We start from the raw sequence: 17,148 nt of genomic DNA on the forward strand, positions 1-17,148 counted from the left end.
GGAGTTCACGTAGCATACGACGGCGAGGTTGCCGGCGTACTTCGCGCGGATAGAGTCGATGTCGGCCTTGCGGATCATGTGCGCCATCGGGCAGTCCGCAGCAGGTTCGGGCAGGAGCACCGTTTTCTCAGGGTTTAGCAGTTTTGCTGATTCCCCCATGAATTCCACGCCACAGAGCACGATGGTCTGCTGCGGAAGGTCAACGGCAAGCTTTGCCAGTGCGAAGCTGTCTCCAACGTAGTCGGCAACATCCTGCACCTCAGGCGGTACATAGTAATGAGCCAGGATGACAGCGTCTTGGCTTGTTTTAAGCCGCTCGATTTCGGCCGACAATGCTTCGATGTTGACGGCTGCGTCGTGTTCCGCTGATGCCAGAGCATCTGAGGCGTGCGTTACGTTTGGCTTGGTATCGCGATTGCCTAGTTCGTTCATGCTCGCTCCATGTTTCGTATCGTTGCTCGCGGATTGAGTATGACGTAGTACTTTACACATGACTTGTCATCTGTAAAGTGCACATCTTATCTTCATTTGTTCTAATTTACATAACGCCTATTATCAGGTTTTTGTATCAAAGAGTTAGGAGCGGGCGCAATTGCTTAGCGGGTCGTTGAAAGACGTTTGATTGGAGATTGTTTCGGCTTGCCGGAACGCCGTTGTTGCTTTAGCCCCAGGTGGACGTAGCTGTTCCTGCGGTGTTTACTGCACCGCCCCCGAAAAGCGTAGTCAGGTTACCGGTCTGTGAGGCTTCGAGCACGGCTGGCATCACGAGCGCCAGCGAAATGACATTAAGGACAAGCGCTATCGTGCAGATAATCAGTGCAATGGCGCCTGGTTTTGCCGCTTGCATGACCTTTTGTGAAAATGCTTGGTCTTGCGGTTGTTTTTTCAGCATGGTGTTGATTCTCGAACGAGCTATCAACGAGCATATAAATCCTGCCGTACTCAGCAAGACTCCGCCGATGATGAGCGAGACAGGTCCAGCGATGTTGGCGAACGTAATCAGTTTCCTCGTTGAGGCGAGTTTTTGCTCTTTTTCTTCGCTATTCCGCACTGTTATCCTTCGTCTCGTAAATTATCAAGTTGTTGACCTGGGGTTTCATATATGAAGCTCTGAGAGCCGTTCTAAGGTACGATCTTGGTTTCTTTGGGCAACTATGCCGTGGAAATCGTTAGCTTTGAACGCCGCTGCTTCCAAATCCGGAGTCGCCGCGCTCGGTTTCGTCCAATGAGTCTCTGCATTCGAAGTTTGCGTTCTCTACCTTCATGATAACGAGCTGAGCAATGCGGTCGCCTTTTTGCGCTTGGAAGGTATCTTTTGGGTCAAGATTGATCAGGGTGACCTTCAGCTCGCCTCGGTAGTCGCTGTCGATAAGTCCCGGCGTGTTGACGATAGATATTCCGTGCTTCACAGCAAGGCCGCTTCTCGGCATAACAAAGCCTGCATAGCCTCTTGGCAGTGCGATTGCGACTCCTGTTGGAACGAGCTTTCGTTCGAAGGGCTTGAGCGAAAAATCTTCGGCTGAGCGCAGGTCTACGCCTGCGTCGCCCTCGTATGCGTAACGGGGAACCTCCAAGGTTTCATCAAGCCGTTTTATAGGAACGAGTAACTGTTCTGGCATGATTTATCGCAACTCCTCAAGTGCTTCAGCGAATTCTTCAATGTTTTGAAAGTCTTTGTATACGCTCGCGAACCTGACATAGGCGACATCGTCGAGCTTTGCAAGGCGCTTCAGCGCCATGTCGCCAAGTTCTTTCGATCTGATTTCGGTGCGTGAGGTATTGCGAAGCTCGGTTTCGATGCTGTCGATCAAGTCGTCGACCTGCTCTTTTGAAATCGGCCGCTTGGCGCATGCGATAAGCAGGCCCCTGAACAGCTTGTTGCGATCGTAGGCTTCGGACGAGCCATCGACTTTAACGATGACAAGCGGGTTATCGCCCAAGCGCTCGTATGTGGTGAATCGGCGTTGGCATTTCAGGCACTCTCGGCGCCTTCTAATCGATGTTCCGTCTTCGGATGGGCGTGAGTCTACGACTTTTGATTCAAGGTAGCCGCAGGAGGGACAACGCATGTGCATGCTCCTTTAAACTTTACTTTTGTTAAAGGTATCATACCGTATGGATTGTCCGTTACGGCTTTGATCAGGATGTCCGCACAATTGAAGATGCGGACATCATCAAAAGGTTTCTTACAGGAAAAACAGGATAAACGAAGCGATTGTCATTGCGACGCCGCATGCGATTGCGTGTGACGGCTTCATATCGCTGTGAGAGACGCCGCGTAAGGTTCCTTCTTTGAGGCTTCGCACCATCTTGCGATCATTGAGTGGCGTGGTGAAGAGCGCTTTGAGTTGGGAGAAGTCTGAAGGCTGTGCTGCCGTGCTGTTCTGTTCGAAAGACTCCCAATCGAACTCGTTTTGCGCAGTAGCTGGGAACTCGATGATGGTCGCAGATTGCGATTGCTCTGCTGAACTGGGCTTCAGCGCGGCTGATCCGTGTACGGGGTACCTCATTTCGAAATTTCCCATCTTTGTGCCTCCTTGCCCTTGCGTAGAACCTTTGTTCGCGTTTATAATAAATCGAACAAAGGTTCACGTCAATAATTATTTCAAACATTTGTTCGATTTATTGAAAGGACGCACTATGGCCACCAAAGTGACGAAGCGTCAACAAGCTGTTCTCGATTGCATTGAGGATTGCATTCGGGAAAAGGGCTACGGGCCGACGGTTCGTGAGGTATGCCATGCTCTGGGGCTTTCCTCCCCTTCTACCGTCCATGTCCACCTGAAGGCTCTCGAAGAAAAGGGCCTTATCAAACGAGACCCTTTAAAATCTCGATCGATTTCGCTTACCTACCCTCTTGAGGGCTCATCGGTGCAGGCGAGCTCCGTTCCAGATGTCGTTCAGCCGAGCTTTAGTAAAATCGTGAACGTGCCGCTTGTGGGAGATGTCGCTGCGGGTGTGCCAATTCTTGCTGAAGAGAATATTACCGACACGATTTCCCTTCCGACCGACATTGTCGGCGATGCTCCCTCGTTCCTCTTGTCCGTGCGCGGTGAATCAATGATCGAGGCAGGCATCAACGACGGCGACTACGTGGTCGTTAAGGAGCAGCCAGTTGCCAATAACGGCGATATCGTTGTCGCCATCATCGACGATGGGGCAACCGTGAAGCGCTTCTACAAGGAGAAGGACCATATTCGGCTTCAGCCGGAGAACTCCTCCATGGATCCGATTATCACCACGAATTGCTCTATCGCGGGCAAGGTTGTTGCGGTGTTCCGTCGTTTGTAAGGTAGGGCTGAAAGGCGCTGACATAGCTTCGGGGGACGAACATTGTGATTGCGGTCCCCTGCTCTTCGTGGGTTTCGCTCACGATATGGCAGCGTTCATGAGCCTTTGCAACAAGAGCCCCCTTTGCATAGGGAATGAGGACGCTCATATGCGTATCGGCAGCTGAAGCGGCTTGCGCGGTTCGTTTGACGAGCTCCTCAATCCCCTCTCCTGTTGCAGCGGATATCGCAATCGCCTGCGGGTAACGGGACTTGAGAGCGCTAATGTCTTTGTCGCTTAGCAGGTCGCACTTGTTGAATACCTCGATTCGGGGAATCAATTGAGCGCCGATTTGCTCGAGCGTCTCGTCGACGGCATCGCGTTGGCCTTCTCGTTCGCTTGAGGAAGCATCAATCACGTGCAGAATCAAATGCGCTCCCGTGATTTCATCGAGTGTCGATTTGAATGCCTCAACCAAGGTCGTCGGCAGTTTCTGAATAAACCCAACGGTGTCGGTGACGGTTATTTCACGCCCTTCGGGCAGCTCGAACTTCCTTGTCGTGGAGTCGAGGGTTGCAAAGAGCTTGTCATAGCTGAGGACATCGGCGTCGCAGAGGCGGTTGATCAGGCTTGATTTACCTGCATTGGTATATCCGGCCAGAGCAACGCGGAACATGCCGCTCGAATATCGTTCCTCGCGCTGAAGCGATCGCACGTCGGCTAAGTGGGCGAGCTCGCGCTTGATGGAGGTGATTCGCTTGCGTACCATCCTTCGGTCGACCTCGAGCTGGCTTTCGCCTTCGCCGAAGCGCGATCCGACGCCGCCACCCATGCGATTCGAGGCGAGATGTGCCCACATGCCGCGAAGGCGAGGGTAGAGATATTGGTTCTGCGCGAGGCACACCTGCAACCTGCCCTCTTTCGAGGTGGCATGGAGCGCGAAGATGTCAAGGATGAGCGCCGTGCGATCGATGATCTTGACGCTCTTATCGACGGTCTTTTCGAGGTTGGATTGTTGCGACGGGGTGAGCTCATCGTCGAATATGACCAGGTCCGCCGCATATGAGCGAGCAAGCTGGGCAATCTCTTCCGCTTTGCCTGTTCCGACGAACGTTCGAGGATTGGGTGATTCGAGCTTCTGCGTCGTCTTCGCGACGGTGTCAGCTCCCGCAGTGTCGGCGAGGCGCTCAAGTTCGGCGAGCGAAGAGTCGAGGGACCACTTCTGGTTCGGACGATCAACCCCGACGAGGATTGCTCGTTCCCGCTGTTCCTCAAACGTCGTTTGCGCTCCCTTGGTGAGCACCGTGGCGAACTGCTCCATGCTTACAGGACTACCGTTCCCTCGAACGACTCGGCGGCAGGTCCCGTCATCATGACATGGTCGTCCTCGGCCCAAAGGATGTGGAGCACGCCACCGCGGAGGATGAGGTCGTTTTCGCGTCCGGTGCGTTCGGTCAACGCAGCAGCGACGCAGGTTGCGCATGCGCCCGTGCCGCACGCAAGAGTCTCGCCGCAGCCGCGCTCATACACGCGCATCTCGATTCCCGCCTCTCCGATATGGGCAAACTCGATATTGGCCTTCTCGGGGAATACGGGGTTCGACTCGTAGAATGCCCCGATTTTCTCAAGGTCGAGCGTCGCAAGTGACCTTTCCTCGGAAGTGAACAGGTCTTTCGGCAGTGCATTGAAGTCGTTGATGAAGGTGATCGCATGAGGGTTGCCCATTGAGACGCAGGTGAAAGCGAACGGCCCCCAGGGCGAGTCGATTTCGATTTCGCGAGCATAGGCCGCGCCCGCCGGAGACGTTGCGTTCGCCTTGGCGTTAACGGGAACCTCGCTCGGCTCGAGGATCGGATGGCCCATATCGACCGTTGCTTGGGTCATCCGATCCTCATCGTCGACAGTGAAGCTGATCGGCTTCGGTCCTGCGAGCGTATCAGCGACAAACGAGCCGTCGCTCGCCTGCACGTATCCACGGTCGACGAGGAACTTCGCGAAGCAGCGCACGCCATTGCCGCACATTTGGGCAAGCGTTCCGTCTGAGTTGATGTAGTGCATATAGGCGGCGCACTCCGGTCGTTCGGAGGGGCGCACAAGAATGACGCCATCGGCGCCGATGCCGAAATGACGATCGCAAAGCCAGGAAACCTGGGACGTGGTCAGCTCGATCTCGTTAGAAAGATCGTCCACGAAGACAAAGTCGTTGCCAGCTCCGTTAAGTTTGGTGAATGAAAGCTCCATAGGTGCATGTCCTCTTTCTGTTGGCTTAGGCGCCCATTGTATCAAGTGAGTGTTGCGCTTGTGTTGCGATTGCTTCAGCGTTTCCGGAATCCGCGTCAATCCATGCAATTCGCGTATCTTTGCGGAACCATGTACGCTGTCGTTTTGCGTATCGTCGCGTTGCGGTCTTGATCTGCTCGATGGCCTCGTCAAGCGAGATATCCCCGTCGAGGGCAGATACGATTTCCTTGTATCCGATAGCCTGAGGTGCGGTGATACCCTGGCGAAAGCCTTTGTCGAGCAATCGTTCAACCTCGCAGACGAGACCGCATTCGATCATGTTGTCTACACGCCGTTCGATTCGCTTGTTGAGTATTTCTGGATCGACGGCGAGTCCGATAAACTTGGCAGGAACAGCTTGAGGAATCGATGCGAGATTCTCCTTTTGGATCGCATACGTTGTGCCCTCTTCGAGAAGCTCAAATGCCCTGATCACGCGTCTTACGTTGTTCGGGTGGATAACGGACGCGCTTTCGGGATCGCGCTCGCGTAGCCGCTCCCAAAGCTCATCGGCTCCGTTGTCCTCGTAGTAGGCAGTCCACTTTTCGCGTACGGGGTTGTCGACCTGCTCCCCTTTCGGGAAGTCATAGGCATCGATTGCCGCGCGGACGTAGAGTCCCGTTCCCCCGACAAGCAGTGCCCTCTTTCTACGTTTGTCGATATCAGAGAAGCATTCTCTTGCATATTGCTGATATACGGCTGCCGAATACGGTTCCCCTGGGTTCACGAGGTCGAACCCAAAATGGGGAACAAGCCGCTCCTCTTCGGGGAGCTTTCCAGTGCCGATGTCCATGCCTCGGTAAATCTGCATAGAATCGGCACTCACCACTTCCCCACCGAGATTTCGCGCAAGCAGCTGCGCAACGTCGGTCTTTCCCGATGCCGTCGGACCAACGACACAGATGACAGGGCGCATAAGCGGAAGGCTGATGGTCGTCTTCCCCGTTTCGTCGATCATGGCGTTTAGAGACGATCGTCCGCGCCCAGCACGTGGCCCGAAAGGTACCATGTCTTAGCGTCGTCGATCTTGACGTTCACGAACGTGCCGGCAAGTTCGCTCGGCGTTATACCCTGAGGAGCGAGCGCGTGGATGGTTTGGTTCTTGGGGCTTTTGCCTGCGATCATTCGCTCATCGCGTTTCGAGGATCCCTCCACAAGGATAGGGACAACACTTCCGACATCCGGTTGGTTGAGCTCGAATGCGCGCTTTTGCACGAGGTCGACGAGACGATCGAAGCGTTCCTGGATCACCTCGCGCGGCGTCGAATCTTCGATTTGCGCCGCAGGCGTACCTTCACGCTTCGAGTAGATGAAGGTAAATACTTGATGGTAGCCAACCTCTTCCACGAGGCGGTACGTGTCCTCGAAATCTTTTGCCGTTTCACCTGGAAAGCCGACGATGATGTCGGTCGACAGGGCGATATCGGGTCGTACGTCGCGAATCTTGCTGATAAGGCGCAGGTAATGGTCGCGCGAATAGCGCCTGTTCATTGCTGCGAGAATGGCGTTGGAGCCCGACTGCACGGGAAGGTGGAGCGCAGGCATGAGCGATCGCAAGGATCCGAACTTCTCGATAACCTCGTCGGTGAGGTCCTTCGGATGGCTCGTTGCGAAGCGAAGCCGCTCGACTCCCGTTTGGTCGACGGCGTCGAGAATATCGGCGAAACGGGGTTTTCCGTAAAGGTCGCGGCCGTAGGAGTTCACGTTCTGTCCGAGCAGTGTAATTTCTTTCACGCCGGAGGCGACATAGCGCTCGGCCTCCGCTACGATGTCCTCAATCGAGCGTGATTTCTCGCGACCGCGGACATACGGAACGATGCAGTAGGAGCAGAAATTGTTGCATCCGATGGTGATGGGTAGCCACGCCGCCCAAGAATGCTCACGGCTTGTCGGGAGCTCGGTCGGGAATTCGGATGAGGCGGCGAGCACCTCGACCTGCTTCCCCAGTCCCTCAATAGCCGCCTCGAGCAAACGTGGAAGCGACCCGAGGTTGTGCGTGCCGAACACGACATCGAGATGAGGAAGGGCCTCAGTGAGCTTCTCCCCATCGCGCTGCCCGATGCAGCCGCCGACAGCGATGACGCGCTTCGACAGAGGAGATTCTGCACGAAGTGGAATGTTTTTCATGGAGGCGACCTGGCCATAGAGGCGCGTATCGGCTGCTTCTCGGACGCAGCAGGTCATAAAGACCACGACATCGGATTCCTCAACGGTTTCTACCATGAGTGCTCCGAGCGCCTCGAGCATGCCCGCTATGCGCTCGGAATCGTGTTTATTCATTTGGCATCCGAAGGTGTGGATGCAGAACGTAAGCCCATTGATGGGTGAATGCATGCGGTATCAGCGCTCCGTAGGGTTGGCGGTTTTCTGTTCAGCGGCGATGGAAGGTATCACGGCGCCGCGCGGTTCAACGGTGAAACGGATGGCAGTTCGGTATTCGCCATCGATAACGATGTCGGCAAAGGATGGGGCGCATACGATTTCGATGCCCACGGGAGATAGGAAGCCACGCGAGATTGCGATGGCTTTGACCGCTTGGTTCACGGCACCGGCCCCTACCGCTTGGATGTCGACGTGAAGTCCATCCTTGATCATGCCAGCGATCGCTCCAGCGACAGATGCAGGAGAGGATTTCGACGACACTTTTAAGCAACCGATTGACGGCTGCGATTCCGATGGGGTTGTCACGAGCATTTCCTTGTCGTTTCGTAGTGTGTTTCAGTGGTGGTATTTATGTCACTGAGAGAAATGATAGCAATTACTCATCAGCGTGGCAACCTGCGCAAACGGCTATCTCAGCTTATCGAAGCGCAGGGTGATCTCGATCTTTTGGGGGCCGACCTTCACTTCCGGTGCGCCGAGCGGATCAAGGTAATACCGATTGGCGATATCGAGGAAGGCATCCTTGCAGGAATCCGCGAGCATTGCTTTGTCCTCATCGCAGAGACGAAGCGACCTGCCGTCGCGATTGACGGCTTTCTGGCTGGCCGCTTTCGAGGTTTCGCGTGCCTTTTCCTTTGCGGGAATCGCCTGAGTCCTTACGAATTCGGCCAATGGAATGATGGGTTTGATCTCCTCATTTAAGATTCGGCGGGCGGAGCGCTCTGAAAGCGAGAGCCCCAATCCTTCTGCGATTTCGGCGAAGCTTGCCGGATCGGAAGCAGTGCAGAGGCGTTTGCATACCGGCAGCTCGAGCGGGTCTTTGCAGAAGGCCCGAAGGGCAGGAGAAGTGGTCGTCGCCCCGAACTCGTAGAGCGTGGCGGCGATTTCGGTCGCCGAACCCCAATAAACCGAGCATGCCTTCCTCGATTCGAGGGCGAATTCCGTTGCGGTGCGGACGATGTTTTTCGGCCCTCGCATCGAGTAGGTTCCCGATTCCGTTACTTCGAACGTAGGGAAGGTTGATTGATCGGCGCGTTCTGGAAGTTTGGTGAGGTCGGTTTCGACGTAAATCGCGCTACCGAAATCCTTGTCCGACGTGAGAACTTTTGCCTGCGTCGAGTTTACCTTGATCGAGTAGAGGGCCATTCCCCTGCCGTGGACTCCCCATTTGTCCATGTGGACTGAATCGAGCTTGGAGGTGACGCGCGGTTCGAAGATCTTTTCGTGCAAGGCGGGCGGAATGCCGTCCCCGTCGTCGAGCATCGTAAGCTTTCGGGTGTCTCCGTCGCGGCCAACCGCGAGGAAAATGGTGCGGGCATGGGCGTCTCGCGCGTTGCGAAGCAACTCGATGACGATGTCCTCGGTTGAGCGGATGTCGTGGGCAGCTTGACGCCGCTCCGCTTCGGACGTACGAAGACGAACGAAGCCATCCCCTAAATCGTCTTCGATTCGGAGATGGCTTTCGTCACAGATGGAATCAACGAATTGTTCGAGATCCGATGCACCCATGTATTATTTTGCGATCCCGATGGCTCGGCTTTCGCGGATGACAACGACCTTGACCTGGCCCGGGTACTGCATCTCGCTCTCAATGCGGTGAGCGATATCGTGAGCTAAGACGACGGTCTGAGCCTCGTCGACAACTTCGGGCTCGACCATGACGCGAACTTCGCGGCCGGCCTGGATAGCGTAGGTGCGCTCGACGCCCTTGTAGGAGTTGGCGATTTCCTCGAGCTTCTCAAGACGCTTGACATATGCGTCGAGGGTTTCTTTACGTGCACCAGGGCGCGCAGCGGAAACGGCGTCGGCGGCCTGCACGAGTACGTCGAGGACGCTGTTCGGCTCGACGTCGTTGTGGTGTGCTTCGATCGCGTGGACGATTTCGGGACGCTCTCCGAAGCGGCGTGCAAGGTCTGCGCCGATGACGGCATGGCTGCCCTCGACTTCGTGGTCGACCGCCTTGCCTAGGTCGTGCAGCAAGCCGGCTCGCTTGGCGGGAATCGGGTCGAGCCCAAGTTCGGAGGCCATGACGCCGGAGAGATATGCAACCTCGAGCGAGTGGTTGAGCACGTTTTGACCGTACGAGGTACGGTAACGAAGGCGGCCTAAGGTTCTTACGAGCTCGGGATGCAGGTCGTGGATCCCCGTGTCGAAAGCCGCTTGCTCGCCCGCTTCGCGAACGCGCTGGTTAACGTACTGCTCGGCTTTGCCGAACATCTCCTCAATGCGCGCAGGGTGGATGCGGCCGTCAGCGATGAGGTTCTCCATCGTGACGCGACCAATTTCGCGGCGAACGGGGTCGAAGCATGAAATGGTGACGCACTCGGGAGTGTCGTCGATGATGAGGTTCGTGCCGGTGAGCTGCTCGAACGAACGGATATTGCGGCCTTCTCGTCCGATAATGCGGCCTTTGAGGTCGTCGGACGGGATATGAATCGTCGACACCGTGTTCTCAGCCGAATGGTCGGCAGCCACGCGCTGGATGGCGAGGCTCAAGATCATGCGGGACTTCTTGTCTGCCTCGGCTTTCGCCTGCGCTTCCGCATCGCGGATGATCGCGGCAGATTCGTGAGCAACCTCATCCTTCAGCGAGGTGAGCAGTTCGTTCTTCGCTTCCTCGGGCGTCATGCCCGCGATGCGCTCAAGGCGCTGCGATGCTTCTTGCTCGACTTGAGCGACATCGCGCTCGCGGCGTTCGATCTGACCCTGCAACGAGGAAATTTGATGCTCCCTTGCGTCGAGTGACTCAACGCGACGATCGAGCGATTCTTCACGCTGGGAGACGCGGTTCTCAGCGGCGCGCACCTCTTTCATGCGCTCCTTGTTTTCCGCTTCGGCTTCCTGCTTGAGTTTGAGAGCCTGATCCTTTGCTTCGAGGACCGCCTCTTTGCGCATCGTCTCGGCTTGTCGTTTTGCGTCAGCAATCATGTCGTCGGCCTCTTGAGCAGCTTTCTTCGTCGAGGCGTTGATTACATAGCGGGTGATGACGAAGCCGAGAGCTATGCCGACGATTGCGCCGATGATCAGCCATGCAATTCCGGGCATATGCTCCCCCTTCCCTTTTTGGTTTCCAGTAGTCATGGCATAAAAAACCCGGACAATGCCGGGCCAAAGCGAAACGCGTATCAAAAGGAGCGTCATATTGGGTTATAGATATATATGAAGTCCCTCAAGGGACGCAAATCACTTATGCCTCCATACATAATAGAGTATGTTTGCTGGTCATATAACCCTCAAGGTTAAAAAATGCGAAAATGCTCGCTTAGTCGGCGAAATATTCGCGATCAGGAGCAGCAAGAGACTCGCTCCAGCGTCTCGCGGCGGAAGCGGCGACGTCTGCGCTGTAGCCCTTTTGGACGAGCTTACGATAGGCGCCTTCTCGAAGATTCTTCGACCGTGGTGGTTTTCGGTTTAATAGCGCGATCGCTCGTTTAAGCTCATCGTCTCCAAATTGCTCGTAGGCGAGCTGCCATGTTTCTTCCGAAGGCGAGTCGATATCGAGTTGTTCGAGGGCGCGCTCAATGCCGCGGCGGCCTTTGCCCTGCGCCAGCTGGGTGCGCATGAAGGCTTCGGCATAGCGCGCGTCGTCGACGATGTGCGCTTCGATTGCGCGCCCAAGGGCGTTCGAAACAGCCTGCTCGCTGAAGCCGTCCTTGATGAGCCGCTCATGGAGCTTCTTGCTCGCTTGTTCACGGATGCTTGCAAGTTTCAGAATCTTCTTGAAGGCCTTTGTCTCCTCCTCCGCCAAGCTGGTCTCTTCATAAACGGAGGAGGACTCGATTTCCCTGATATTGCGCTTGAGCTGCTCTATGTCGACGAGCGTTGCCATGAACAGCTATTTCTTCTTCGGTTTGGCGACGGGGGTGACTGCATCGGCTTCTTCTGCGGTGCGCGTCGGGATGGGGATTTCAAATGCTTCACGAACTTTGTTTTCGAGCTCTTCCCTCATCTCGGGGTTTTGACGCAACGTAGCCTTCGCAGCCTCGCGGCCCTGTCCCAAGCGCTCTTCGCCGTAGGTATACCACGCGCCGCTCTTCTTTGCGACGCCGCATTCGACGGCCATATCGACGATGCAGCCCTCACGGGAGATTCCCTCGCCGTACATGAGGTCGAACTCGGCCTGGCGAAACGGAGGCGCGACCTTGTTTTTGACGACTTTTGCGCGAACGCGGTTGCCCACGACTTCGCCGTCCTTCTTAATGCTGTCGATGCGGCGAATATCGATACGCACGCTGGAGAAGAACTTCAGGGCGCGGCCGCCTGTGGTAGTTTCGGGGTTGCCAAACATCACGCCGATCTTCTCGCGGAGCTGGTTGATGAAGATGCAGGTTGTGTTCGATTTTGAAAGGGAGCCTGCGAGTTTGCGCAGCGCCTGGGACATGAGTCGCGCCTGAAGTCCGACAGTGGTGTCACCCATCTCGCCTTCGATTTCAGCTCGGGGGACCAGCGCCGCGACCGAGTCAACTACGACGGCGTCGATCGCACCGGAGCGCACGAGCATATCGCAGATTTCGAGCGCTTGCTCGCCCGTGTCGGGCTGGGAAATGAGCACCTCGTCGATGTCGACACCGAGGCGTGCGGCATACACAGGGTCGAGCGCATGCTCGGCATCGATGAAGGCGACCACACCGCCCATCGCTTGGGCTTCGGCGAGAATCTGGAGGGCAAGGGTTGTCTTGCCCGATGATTCAGGGCCGTAGATCTCGATGATGCGGCCACGAGGCACGCCTCCGATTCCGAGGGCTGCGTCGAGCGGCAAGGCCCCAGTTGGAATGACGCCGATGTTGAGGCGCTCGCCTCCTTCGCCAAGCTTCATGATCGATCCCCGACCGAATTTCTGCTCGATCTGATCGGTTGTGATCTTGAGCATCTTGGCTTTTTCGTCGTTCATTCCTTCTCCTCCGATTACGGCGATTTCGTCCATGTCATAGCTCCTCATTATACGAACAAACGTTTGTGAGTCAAGACTCGCAGTGGAACTTGCCTCAGCAGAATCGTAACGTCGCATTCTGGCAGAGCTTTTACGAAAACCTTCCCGATTTCTGGCAGCTTATCTGCAGGAAATTAAGCGAAACTCGTCGAAAGCGCGCCCTCGATCATGCGCAAAGCTTCCCGAACTGTCGCATTGCGAACCTCTTCGCGATTCCCTTCGAAATGGAAGCACGTCGCTTCGCAGGCGTTTTGCGTGGAAACCGCGGCCCATACGGTGCCGACCGGTTTGCCCGGCTCCTCCCCGCCGGGACCTGCGATCCCCGTCGCAGCGACGGCTATGTCGACATCGAGGTTCTTGCGTGCGCCCTCTGCCATCTGCCGGGCGACCGTTTCGCAGACGGCCCCTTCGGTCATGAGAACCTCCGCGTCAACGCCGAGCTCGCGATGCTTGATGTCGTTCACATAGCTCACAATCGCGCCGTGCACGACCTGCGAGCTACCGGGAATCGCTGTGAGAGTGCCCGCGATGAGGCCTCCTGTCAGACTCTCGGCGCACCCGATGGTCGCACCCTTCTCGCTCGCGCTTTCGATGACGCGACGTGCGATGTCCTCGTTCGTTTCGTTCTTCGCGTTCTCCTCTCGCAGGAGAGCTCGTTCCTTGCTCGTGGTGAGTCCGAGAAGGTGGCGCGCCTTTGCGAAGTAATCCATCATCGAGATGATGGTGAGTGCGAGCGCTACAATCATGGCGAGCCACGAGAGCACGTAGAGCGGGTTATCGAAGGGATTCGGGCTGGTCACGGGGAGGATGGAGTCCTTCACGATGAACAGCACGATCGCGATGATCTGTGTGACGGTCTTCGCCTTGCCATACCAGCTTGCCGCGATGACAACGCCCTTGTCTGCGGCGACCATGCGAATGCCTGACACGATGAACTCGCGTGCCAAGATGATGAGCACCGGCCAAGAAGGCAGGACCCGGAGCTCAACCAGCGCGAGTAGCGCTGCGCAGACAAGAATCTTGTCCGCAAGCGGGTCCATGAACTTGCCGAAGTTCGTCACCTCGCCACGGCTGCGCGCGAGGTAGCCATCAAGCCAATCCGTACATGATATCAGAATGAAGATAAGGGCCGCGATAAGGCTTTTCGTGGTCGATGAAACGCCTGCAATACTGAACCAGGTCGGCCAGGGGGTGATAAGCGCGACGACGAACACCGGGACGAGGCAGATGCGCACGAGCGTGATGATGTTGGAAATCGTCCAAAGCTTGTCGGTCTCCCCCGGTTTCAACTCGGTCGACATTACTCGGCCTCCATTTCGTAGAGCAGCGTGTCGGCAATTCGGACACGAACGATGTCGCCCACGTTCCCCTCGGTGAGGTAGGTCTCGCCGTCAACGTCAGGTGCCTGGCACATCGCACGGCCGAACAGCTGACCGTCTTCTTCGATGCCCTCTACGAGCACGTCCATTTCCCGCCCGACGCGTTGCGCGATGCGCGGTGTGCACGATGCGTCTGCGAGGTCTCGCAAGGTCTGCGCGCGCTCGGCTTTGATGTCTTCGTCGATCTGCCCAGGCAGCTCGTATGCGGCCGTGCCCTCCTCGCGGGAGTACGCGAAGACGCCTATGTAGTCGAAAAGCCCTTCGGAGACGAAATCGCATAACTCTTCGAACTGGTCTTCCGTTTCTCCGGGGAAGCCAGCGATCAGCGTCGTGCGCAAGGTGACGTCAGGAATTGCTGCGCGAATGCGCTCGGCGAGTGCCAGATACTTCTCGTGTGAGCCTGCGCGGTTCATGGCGTGTAGAAGCGTTTTGTCGACATGCTGGAGCGGAATATCGAGGTAGGAACAGATGTTGTCGCGATCCGCTATGGTCTTGAGCAACTCGTCGGTGATTCCCTCGGGTTGGACGTACATGACGCGAAACCACGTCGATGGGTAGTGCTGCGCAAGCTCGCCCATGAGCGCTGCAAGCGATGACGGTTCCTCGAAGTCCTGTCCCCAGCGGCCGGTGTCCTGCGCGATGAGCACGATTTCCCGTGCACCCTTCGCGACATGAGCAGCCACTTCACGGTCGATGTCTTCGAGTGCGAAAGAGTGGTAACGCCCGCGAATATAGGGAATCGCGCAATATGAGCAGAAGCGGTCGCAGCCGTCGGAAATCTTCACGTACGCCGAGACGCTTGAGGGCTCGTCATTGTAGTCATCGTCAGACGCGGTGCGCTCGGGCGAGCCTCCGAACAGGGCATTAAGGATTTCTCCGAGATCGTCCTCCTTGCTGCAGGGGACAAAAGCGCAGGCCTCGGTCAGCTCCGCCGCAAGCTCGTCGCCGTAGCGTGCCGGCATGCAACCTGCGACAATGAGCTTGGCGTCTCCCGAGGCGACGTTTTCCATACCCGCTGCCTCAAAGATTGCCTCGAGGCTTTCCTCTGTAGCACTCTGAATGAACGAGCAGGTGTTGATGACGATCGCATCTGCCTTCTCGGGGTCTTGCTCGATTCGGTAGCCCGCGGCTTTCGCCTTTGCGCGCATCTTCTCGGAGTCGACTTCGTTTTTGGCACAGCCGAGCGTGATGAAGGCGACGGAGCGCCCGCCGCCTTGGGTAACTTCCACTGTCATGAACAAGGATTCCTAGCGATAGTTCGTGTACTGAAGCGGTTGGCCGTAGTCCTGGCCTTTCAGGAAGGCGATAACCTCCTGAAGCGTGTCACGGGAAGCCGAGGAGACGCGGAGCTTGTCGCCTTCGATGGTCGCCTTGCACTTCAGCTTGAGGTTGCGGATGTCCTTGCTGATCTTGCTTGCCGTCTCCTTGTCAATGCCGTCGACGATCGTGGCGGAAAGACGCACGCTCTGCCCGGTTGCGGCTTGCGGCTCTCCCCACTTCACAGCGGTAAGCTCGATACCGCGCTTCACGAGCTTGCTGCCGATCACGTCTTTCACCTGGCGGGCGACGAAGTCAGCCGGTGCGTGGATCCCAAGGGTCTTGTTCTGCTTGTCGAGCGTGATCTCAGCGCCCGAGTCCTTCAGATCGTAGCGCTGCGAAATATCGCGTTTAGCCTGCTGAAAAGCATTGTCGACTTCCTGGATGTCAACGGTCGAAACGATATCGAAGCTCGATTCCTTTGCCATGTGGGCCTCCTTGGTTATTCGGATGTACGGGTCGTGCTCTTCGTTGAGGTTGCATTGCTCGACGAAGAAGAGGTGGTGCCTTTCGTACTGCTGGACGACGACGTCGAAGTCGATTTCGAGGAATCGCTTGAGGATGCGCTCGACGACGAGGACGACTGGCCGTGGTCTTGCTGCCATTTTGCGAGGATCTGCGAGAAGTCGACGGTGTAGTCGTACATGCCGTTGCTGTTCTCGGTCAAGTCGACTTTCTCCCCGTCGACGGTGACCTCAACGGCGCTCGAAGCGTCGGAGATGAAGCGCAGCTTGGTCGTGACGTCGAAGGACTTCTCGGCCGGGCCTGTAACCGTCTCAGCAACGGATGCGGAGCTTGATCCGTTTTCGTAGATCTCGATGTAGACGCTCGAACCCGACGCGACCTTGTAGGTGAAGGTGGCCTTTGTCGGCGCGACGGAAGACTGCTGGGTTTGGGAGTCTGCGTCCGATGAACTGTCGGTGTCGCCTTGCGCCTGTTTGTTCGAAGTATCCGACAAGCCCGTGATGGGCACGGTCGGCGTTTCCTGAGCGGGTTGGGATTCCTTGCCGCCGAACACGAACACGCAGATGATGATGACGATCACGGCGATGATGCCGATGCCGATGAGCAATAGAAGTTTCGGGCGCTGTTGCGTCACGTTCTGCGGTGCCGCGTAGAGGTTGGTGTACTGAGGGCTTCCCGGCGAGAGCGGCCTGCGCGAGGTGTGCACATGGTCGTTTCCGCGAGCAGTTCCACGCGCGTCATGTCTATCGTCGAACATGAGGCGTCCCGATGACCTTCGCGATGAATCGTCGGCCTGACGTGAGTTCGAACCGCGCGACGAGCGCTGCGACCTCATGTTCGGCACGCGCGACGAGTCGTTTTTCATCTTCCCCGTCTCGTAGGCGTTTGCGGCCTCGAGGTACATCCGCGTGATGGTCGTCTGGTTGACGCCGACGATGCGCGCGTAGGTGGCGACCATGTTCTTGGCGTACCCGCGAGGCGGCATGCGCGTGAAGTCGTTGTTTTCGATTGCGCGAATGATGTCGGCGCGAACGCGCATCTGCCGCGCGACGGATTGAACGTCCATCCCCCGGCGTTCGCGCGCTTCCCTGAGCACAGCGCCGAATGTCGTATTGCTAGCCACCT

At 56.7% G+C, this 17,148-nt stretch carries 19 protein-coding genes; 1 reads left to right on the forward strand and 18 read right to left on the reverse strand.

What is annotated here, in order from left to right; all coding sequences use genetic code 11:
* The 5 genes from nadA to Q0G18_RS01575 form a co-directional block, all read right to left on the reverse strand.
* The coding region (nadA, locus tag Q0G18_RS01555; protein ID WP_297148878.1) for a quinolinate synthase NadA at positions 1-432 on the reverse strand (432 nt) is incomplete at its 3' end.
* A gap of 229 nt (positions 433-661) precedes the next feature.
* Positions 662-1,051 carry a hypothetical protein gene (locus tag Q0G18_RS01560; RefSeq protein WP_297148880.1) on the reverse strand — a complete coding sequence of 130 codons (390 nt, stop codon included), beginning with the start codon at positions 1,049-1,051 and terminating at the stop codon, positions 662-664.
* 118 nt (positions 1,052-1,169) lie between these two features.
* A complete protein-coding gene (gene dut, locus Q0G18_RS01565) occupies positions 1,170-1,619 on the reverse strand; it encodes a dUTP diphosphatase (RefSeq protein WP_296058816.1) in 450 nt (149 codons plus the stop codon).
* Positions 1,620-1,622: 3 nt separating this feature from the next.
* Positions 1,623-2,069 (reverse strand): transcriptional regulator NrdR, encoded by a 447-nt coding sequence (gene nrdR, locus Q0G18_RS01570; RefSeq protein WP_296058818.1) that lies wholly within the window; start codon positions 2,067-2,069, stop codon positions 1,623-1,625.
* Between the two features lie 117 nt (positions 2,070-2,186).
* Positions 2,187-2,525 carry a hypothetical protein gene (locus tag Q0G18_RS01575; RefSeq protein WP_297148882.1) on the reverse strand — a complete coding sequence of 113 codons (339 nt, stop codon included), beginning with the start codon at positions 2,523-2,525 and terminating at the stop codon, positions 2,187-2,189.
* Between the two features lie 115 nt (positions 2,526-2,640).
* Here Q0G18_RS01575 and lexA point away from each other — a divergent pair, with 115 nt between their 5' ends.
* On the forward strand, positions 2,641-3,291 hold the full coding sequence (gene lexA, locus Q0G18_RS01580; RefSeq protein WP_297148885.1) for a transcriptional repressor LexA: 651 nt from the start codon (positions 2,641-2,643) through the stop codon (positions 3,289-3,291).
* Here the strand turns inward: lexA and hflX are convergent.
* The 13 genes from hflX to Q0G18_RS01645 form a co-directional block, all read right to left on the reverse strand.
* Positions 3,251-4,591 carry a GTPase HflX gene (hflX, locus tag Q0G18_RS01585; protein ID WP_297148965.1) on the reverse strand — a complete coding sequence of 447 codons (1,341 nt, stop codon included), beginning with the start codon at positions 4,589-4,591 and terminating at the stop codon, positions 3,251-3,253. The two genes, lexA and hflX, sit on opposite strands and share 41 nt — an antisense overlap.
* 2 nt (positions 4,592-4,593) lie before the next feature.
* The gene (gene dapF, locus Q0G18_RS01590) at positions 4,594-5,511 is read right to left on the reverse strand and encodes a diaminopimelate epimerase (RefSeq protein WP_297148887.1); all 918 of its coding nucleotides are present in this window, start codon (positions 5,509-5,511) and stop codon (positions 4,594-4,596) included.
* 25 nt (positions 5,512-5,536) lie between these two features.
* Entirely contained in the window at positions 5,537-6,508 is a 972-nt protein-coding gene (miaA, locus tag Q0G18_RS01595) for a tRNA (adenosine(37)-N6)-dimethylallyltransferase MiaA (protein WP_297148889.1), read from the reverse strand.
* A 5-nt stretch (positions 6,509-6,513) separates the two neighbouring features.
* Positions 6,514-7,884: a tRNA (N6-isopentenyl adenosine(37)-C2)-methylthiotransferase MiaB gene (gene miaB / locus Q0G18_RS01600; RefSeq protein ID WP_297148891.1), complete on the reverse strand. Its 1,371-nt coding sequence runs from the start codon at positions 7,882-7,884 to the stop codon at positions 6,514-6,516.
* 6 nt (positions 7,885-7,890) lie between these two features.
* Complete coding sequence (locus Q0G18_RS01605; protein WP_366513193.1) at positions 7,891-8,208, reverse strand: stage V sporulation protein S; 318 nt, start codon at positions 8,206-8,208, stop codon at positions 7,891-7,893.
* Positions 8,209-8,340: 132 nt separating this feature from the next.
* A complete protein-coding gene (locus Q0G18_RS01610) occupies positions 8,341-9,441 on the reverse strand; it encodes an ATP-binding protein (RefSeq protein ID WP_297148894.1) in 1,101 nt (366 codons plus the stop codon).
* A gap of 3 nt (positions 9,442-9,444) precedes the next feature.
* Positions 9,445-10,977 carry a ribonuclease Y gene (gene rny, locus Q0G18_RS01615; RefSeq protein ID WP_296058835.1) on the reverse strand — a complete coding sequence of 511 codons (1,533 nt, stop codon included), beginning with the start codon at positions 10,975-10,977 and terminating at the stop codon, positions 9,445-9,447.
* Between the two features lie 217 nt (positions 10,978-11,194).
* Positions 11,195-11,761, reverse strand: coding sequence for a regulatory protein RecX (locus Q0G18_RS01620; RefSeq protein ID WP_297148896.1), 567 nt, complete (start codon positions 11,759-11,761; stop codon positions 11,195-11,197).
* Between the two features lie 6 nt (positions 11,762-11,767).
* A complete protein-coding gene (recA, locus tag Q0G18_RS01625; RefSeq protein WP_297148899.1) occupies positions 11,768-12,823 on the reverse strand; it encodes a recombinase RecA in 1,056 nt (351 codons plus the stop codon).
* Positions 12,824-12,996: 173 nt separating this feature from the next.
* The gene (gene pgsA / locus Q0G18_RS01630; protein WP_297148900.1) at positions 12,997-14,163 is read right to left on the reverse strand and encodes a CDP-diacylglycerol--glycerol-3-phosphate 3-phosphatidyltransferase; all 1,167 of its coding nucleotides are present in this window, start codon (positions 14,161-14,163) and stop codon (positions 12,997-12,999) included.
* Positions 14,163-15,476, reverse strand: a complete 1,314-nt coding sequence (rimO, locus tag Q0G18_RS01635) for a 30S ribosomal protein S12 methylthiotransferase RimO (RefSeq protein WP_297148902.1) — start codon at positions 15,474-15,476, stop codon at positions 14,163-14,165. Before rimO ends, pgsA begins: the two co-directional genes overlap by 1 nt.
* 12 nt (positions 15,477-15,488) lie before the next feature.
* Positions 15,489-15,986 (reverse strand): YajQ family cyclic di-GMP-binding protein, encoded by a 498-nt coding sequence (locus Q0G18_RS01640; RefSeq protein WP_297148905.1) that lies wholly within the window; start codon positions 15,984-15,986, stop codon positions 15,489-15,491.
* A gap of 14 nt (positions 15,987-16,000) precedes the next feature.
* Positions 16,001-17,146 carry a helix-turn-helix transcriptional regulator gene (locus Q0G18_RS01645; protein WP_297148907.1) on the reverse strand — a complete coding sequence of 382 codons (1,146 nt, stop codon included), beginning with the start codon at positions 17,144-17,146 and terminating at the stop codon, positions 16,001-16,003.
* Positions 17,147-17,148 lie beyond the last annotated feature (2 nt).

It is taken from the genome of uncultured Ellagibacter sp., assembly GCF_934636505.1.
GTDB lineage: Bacteria > Actinomycetota > Coriobacteriia > Coriobacteriales > Eggerthellaceae > Ellagibacter.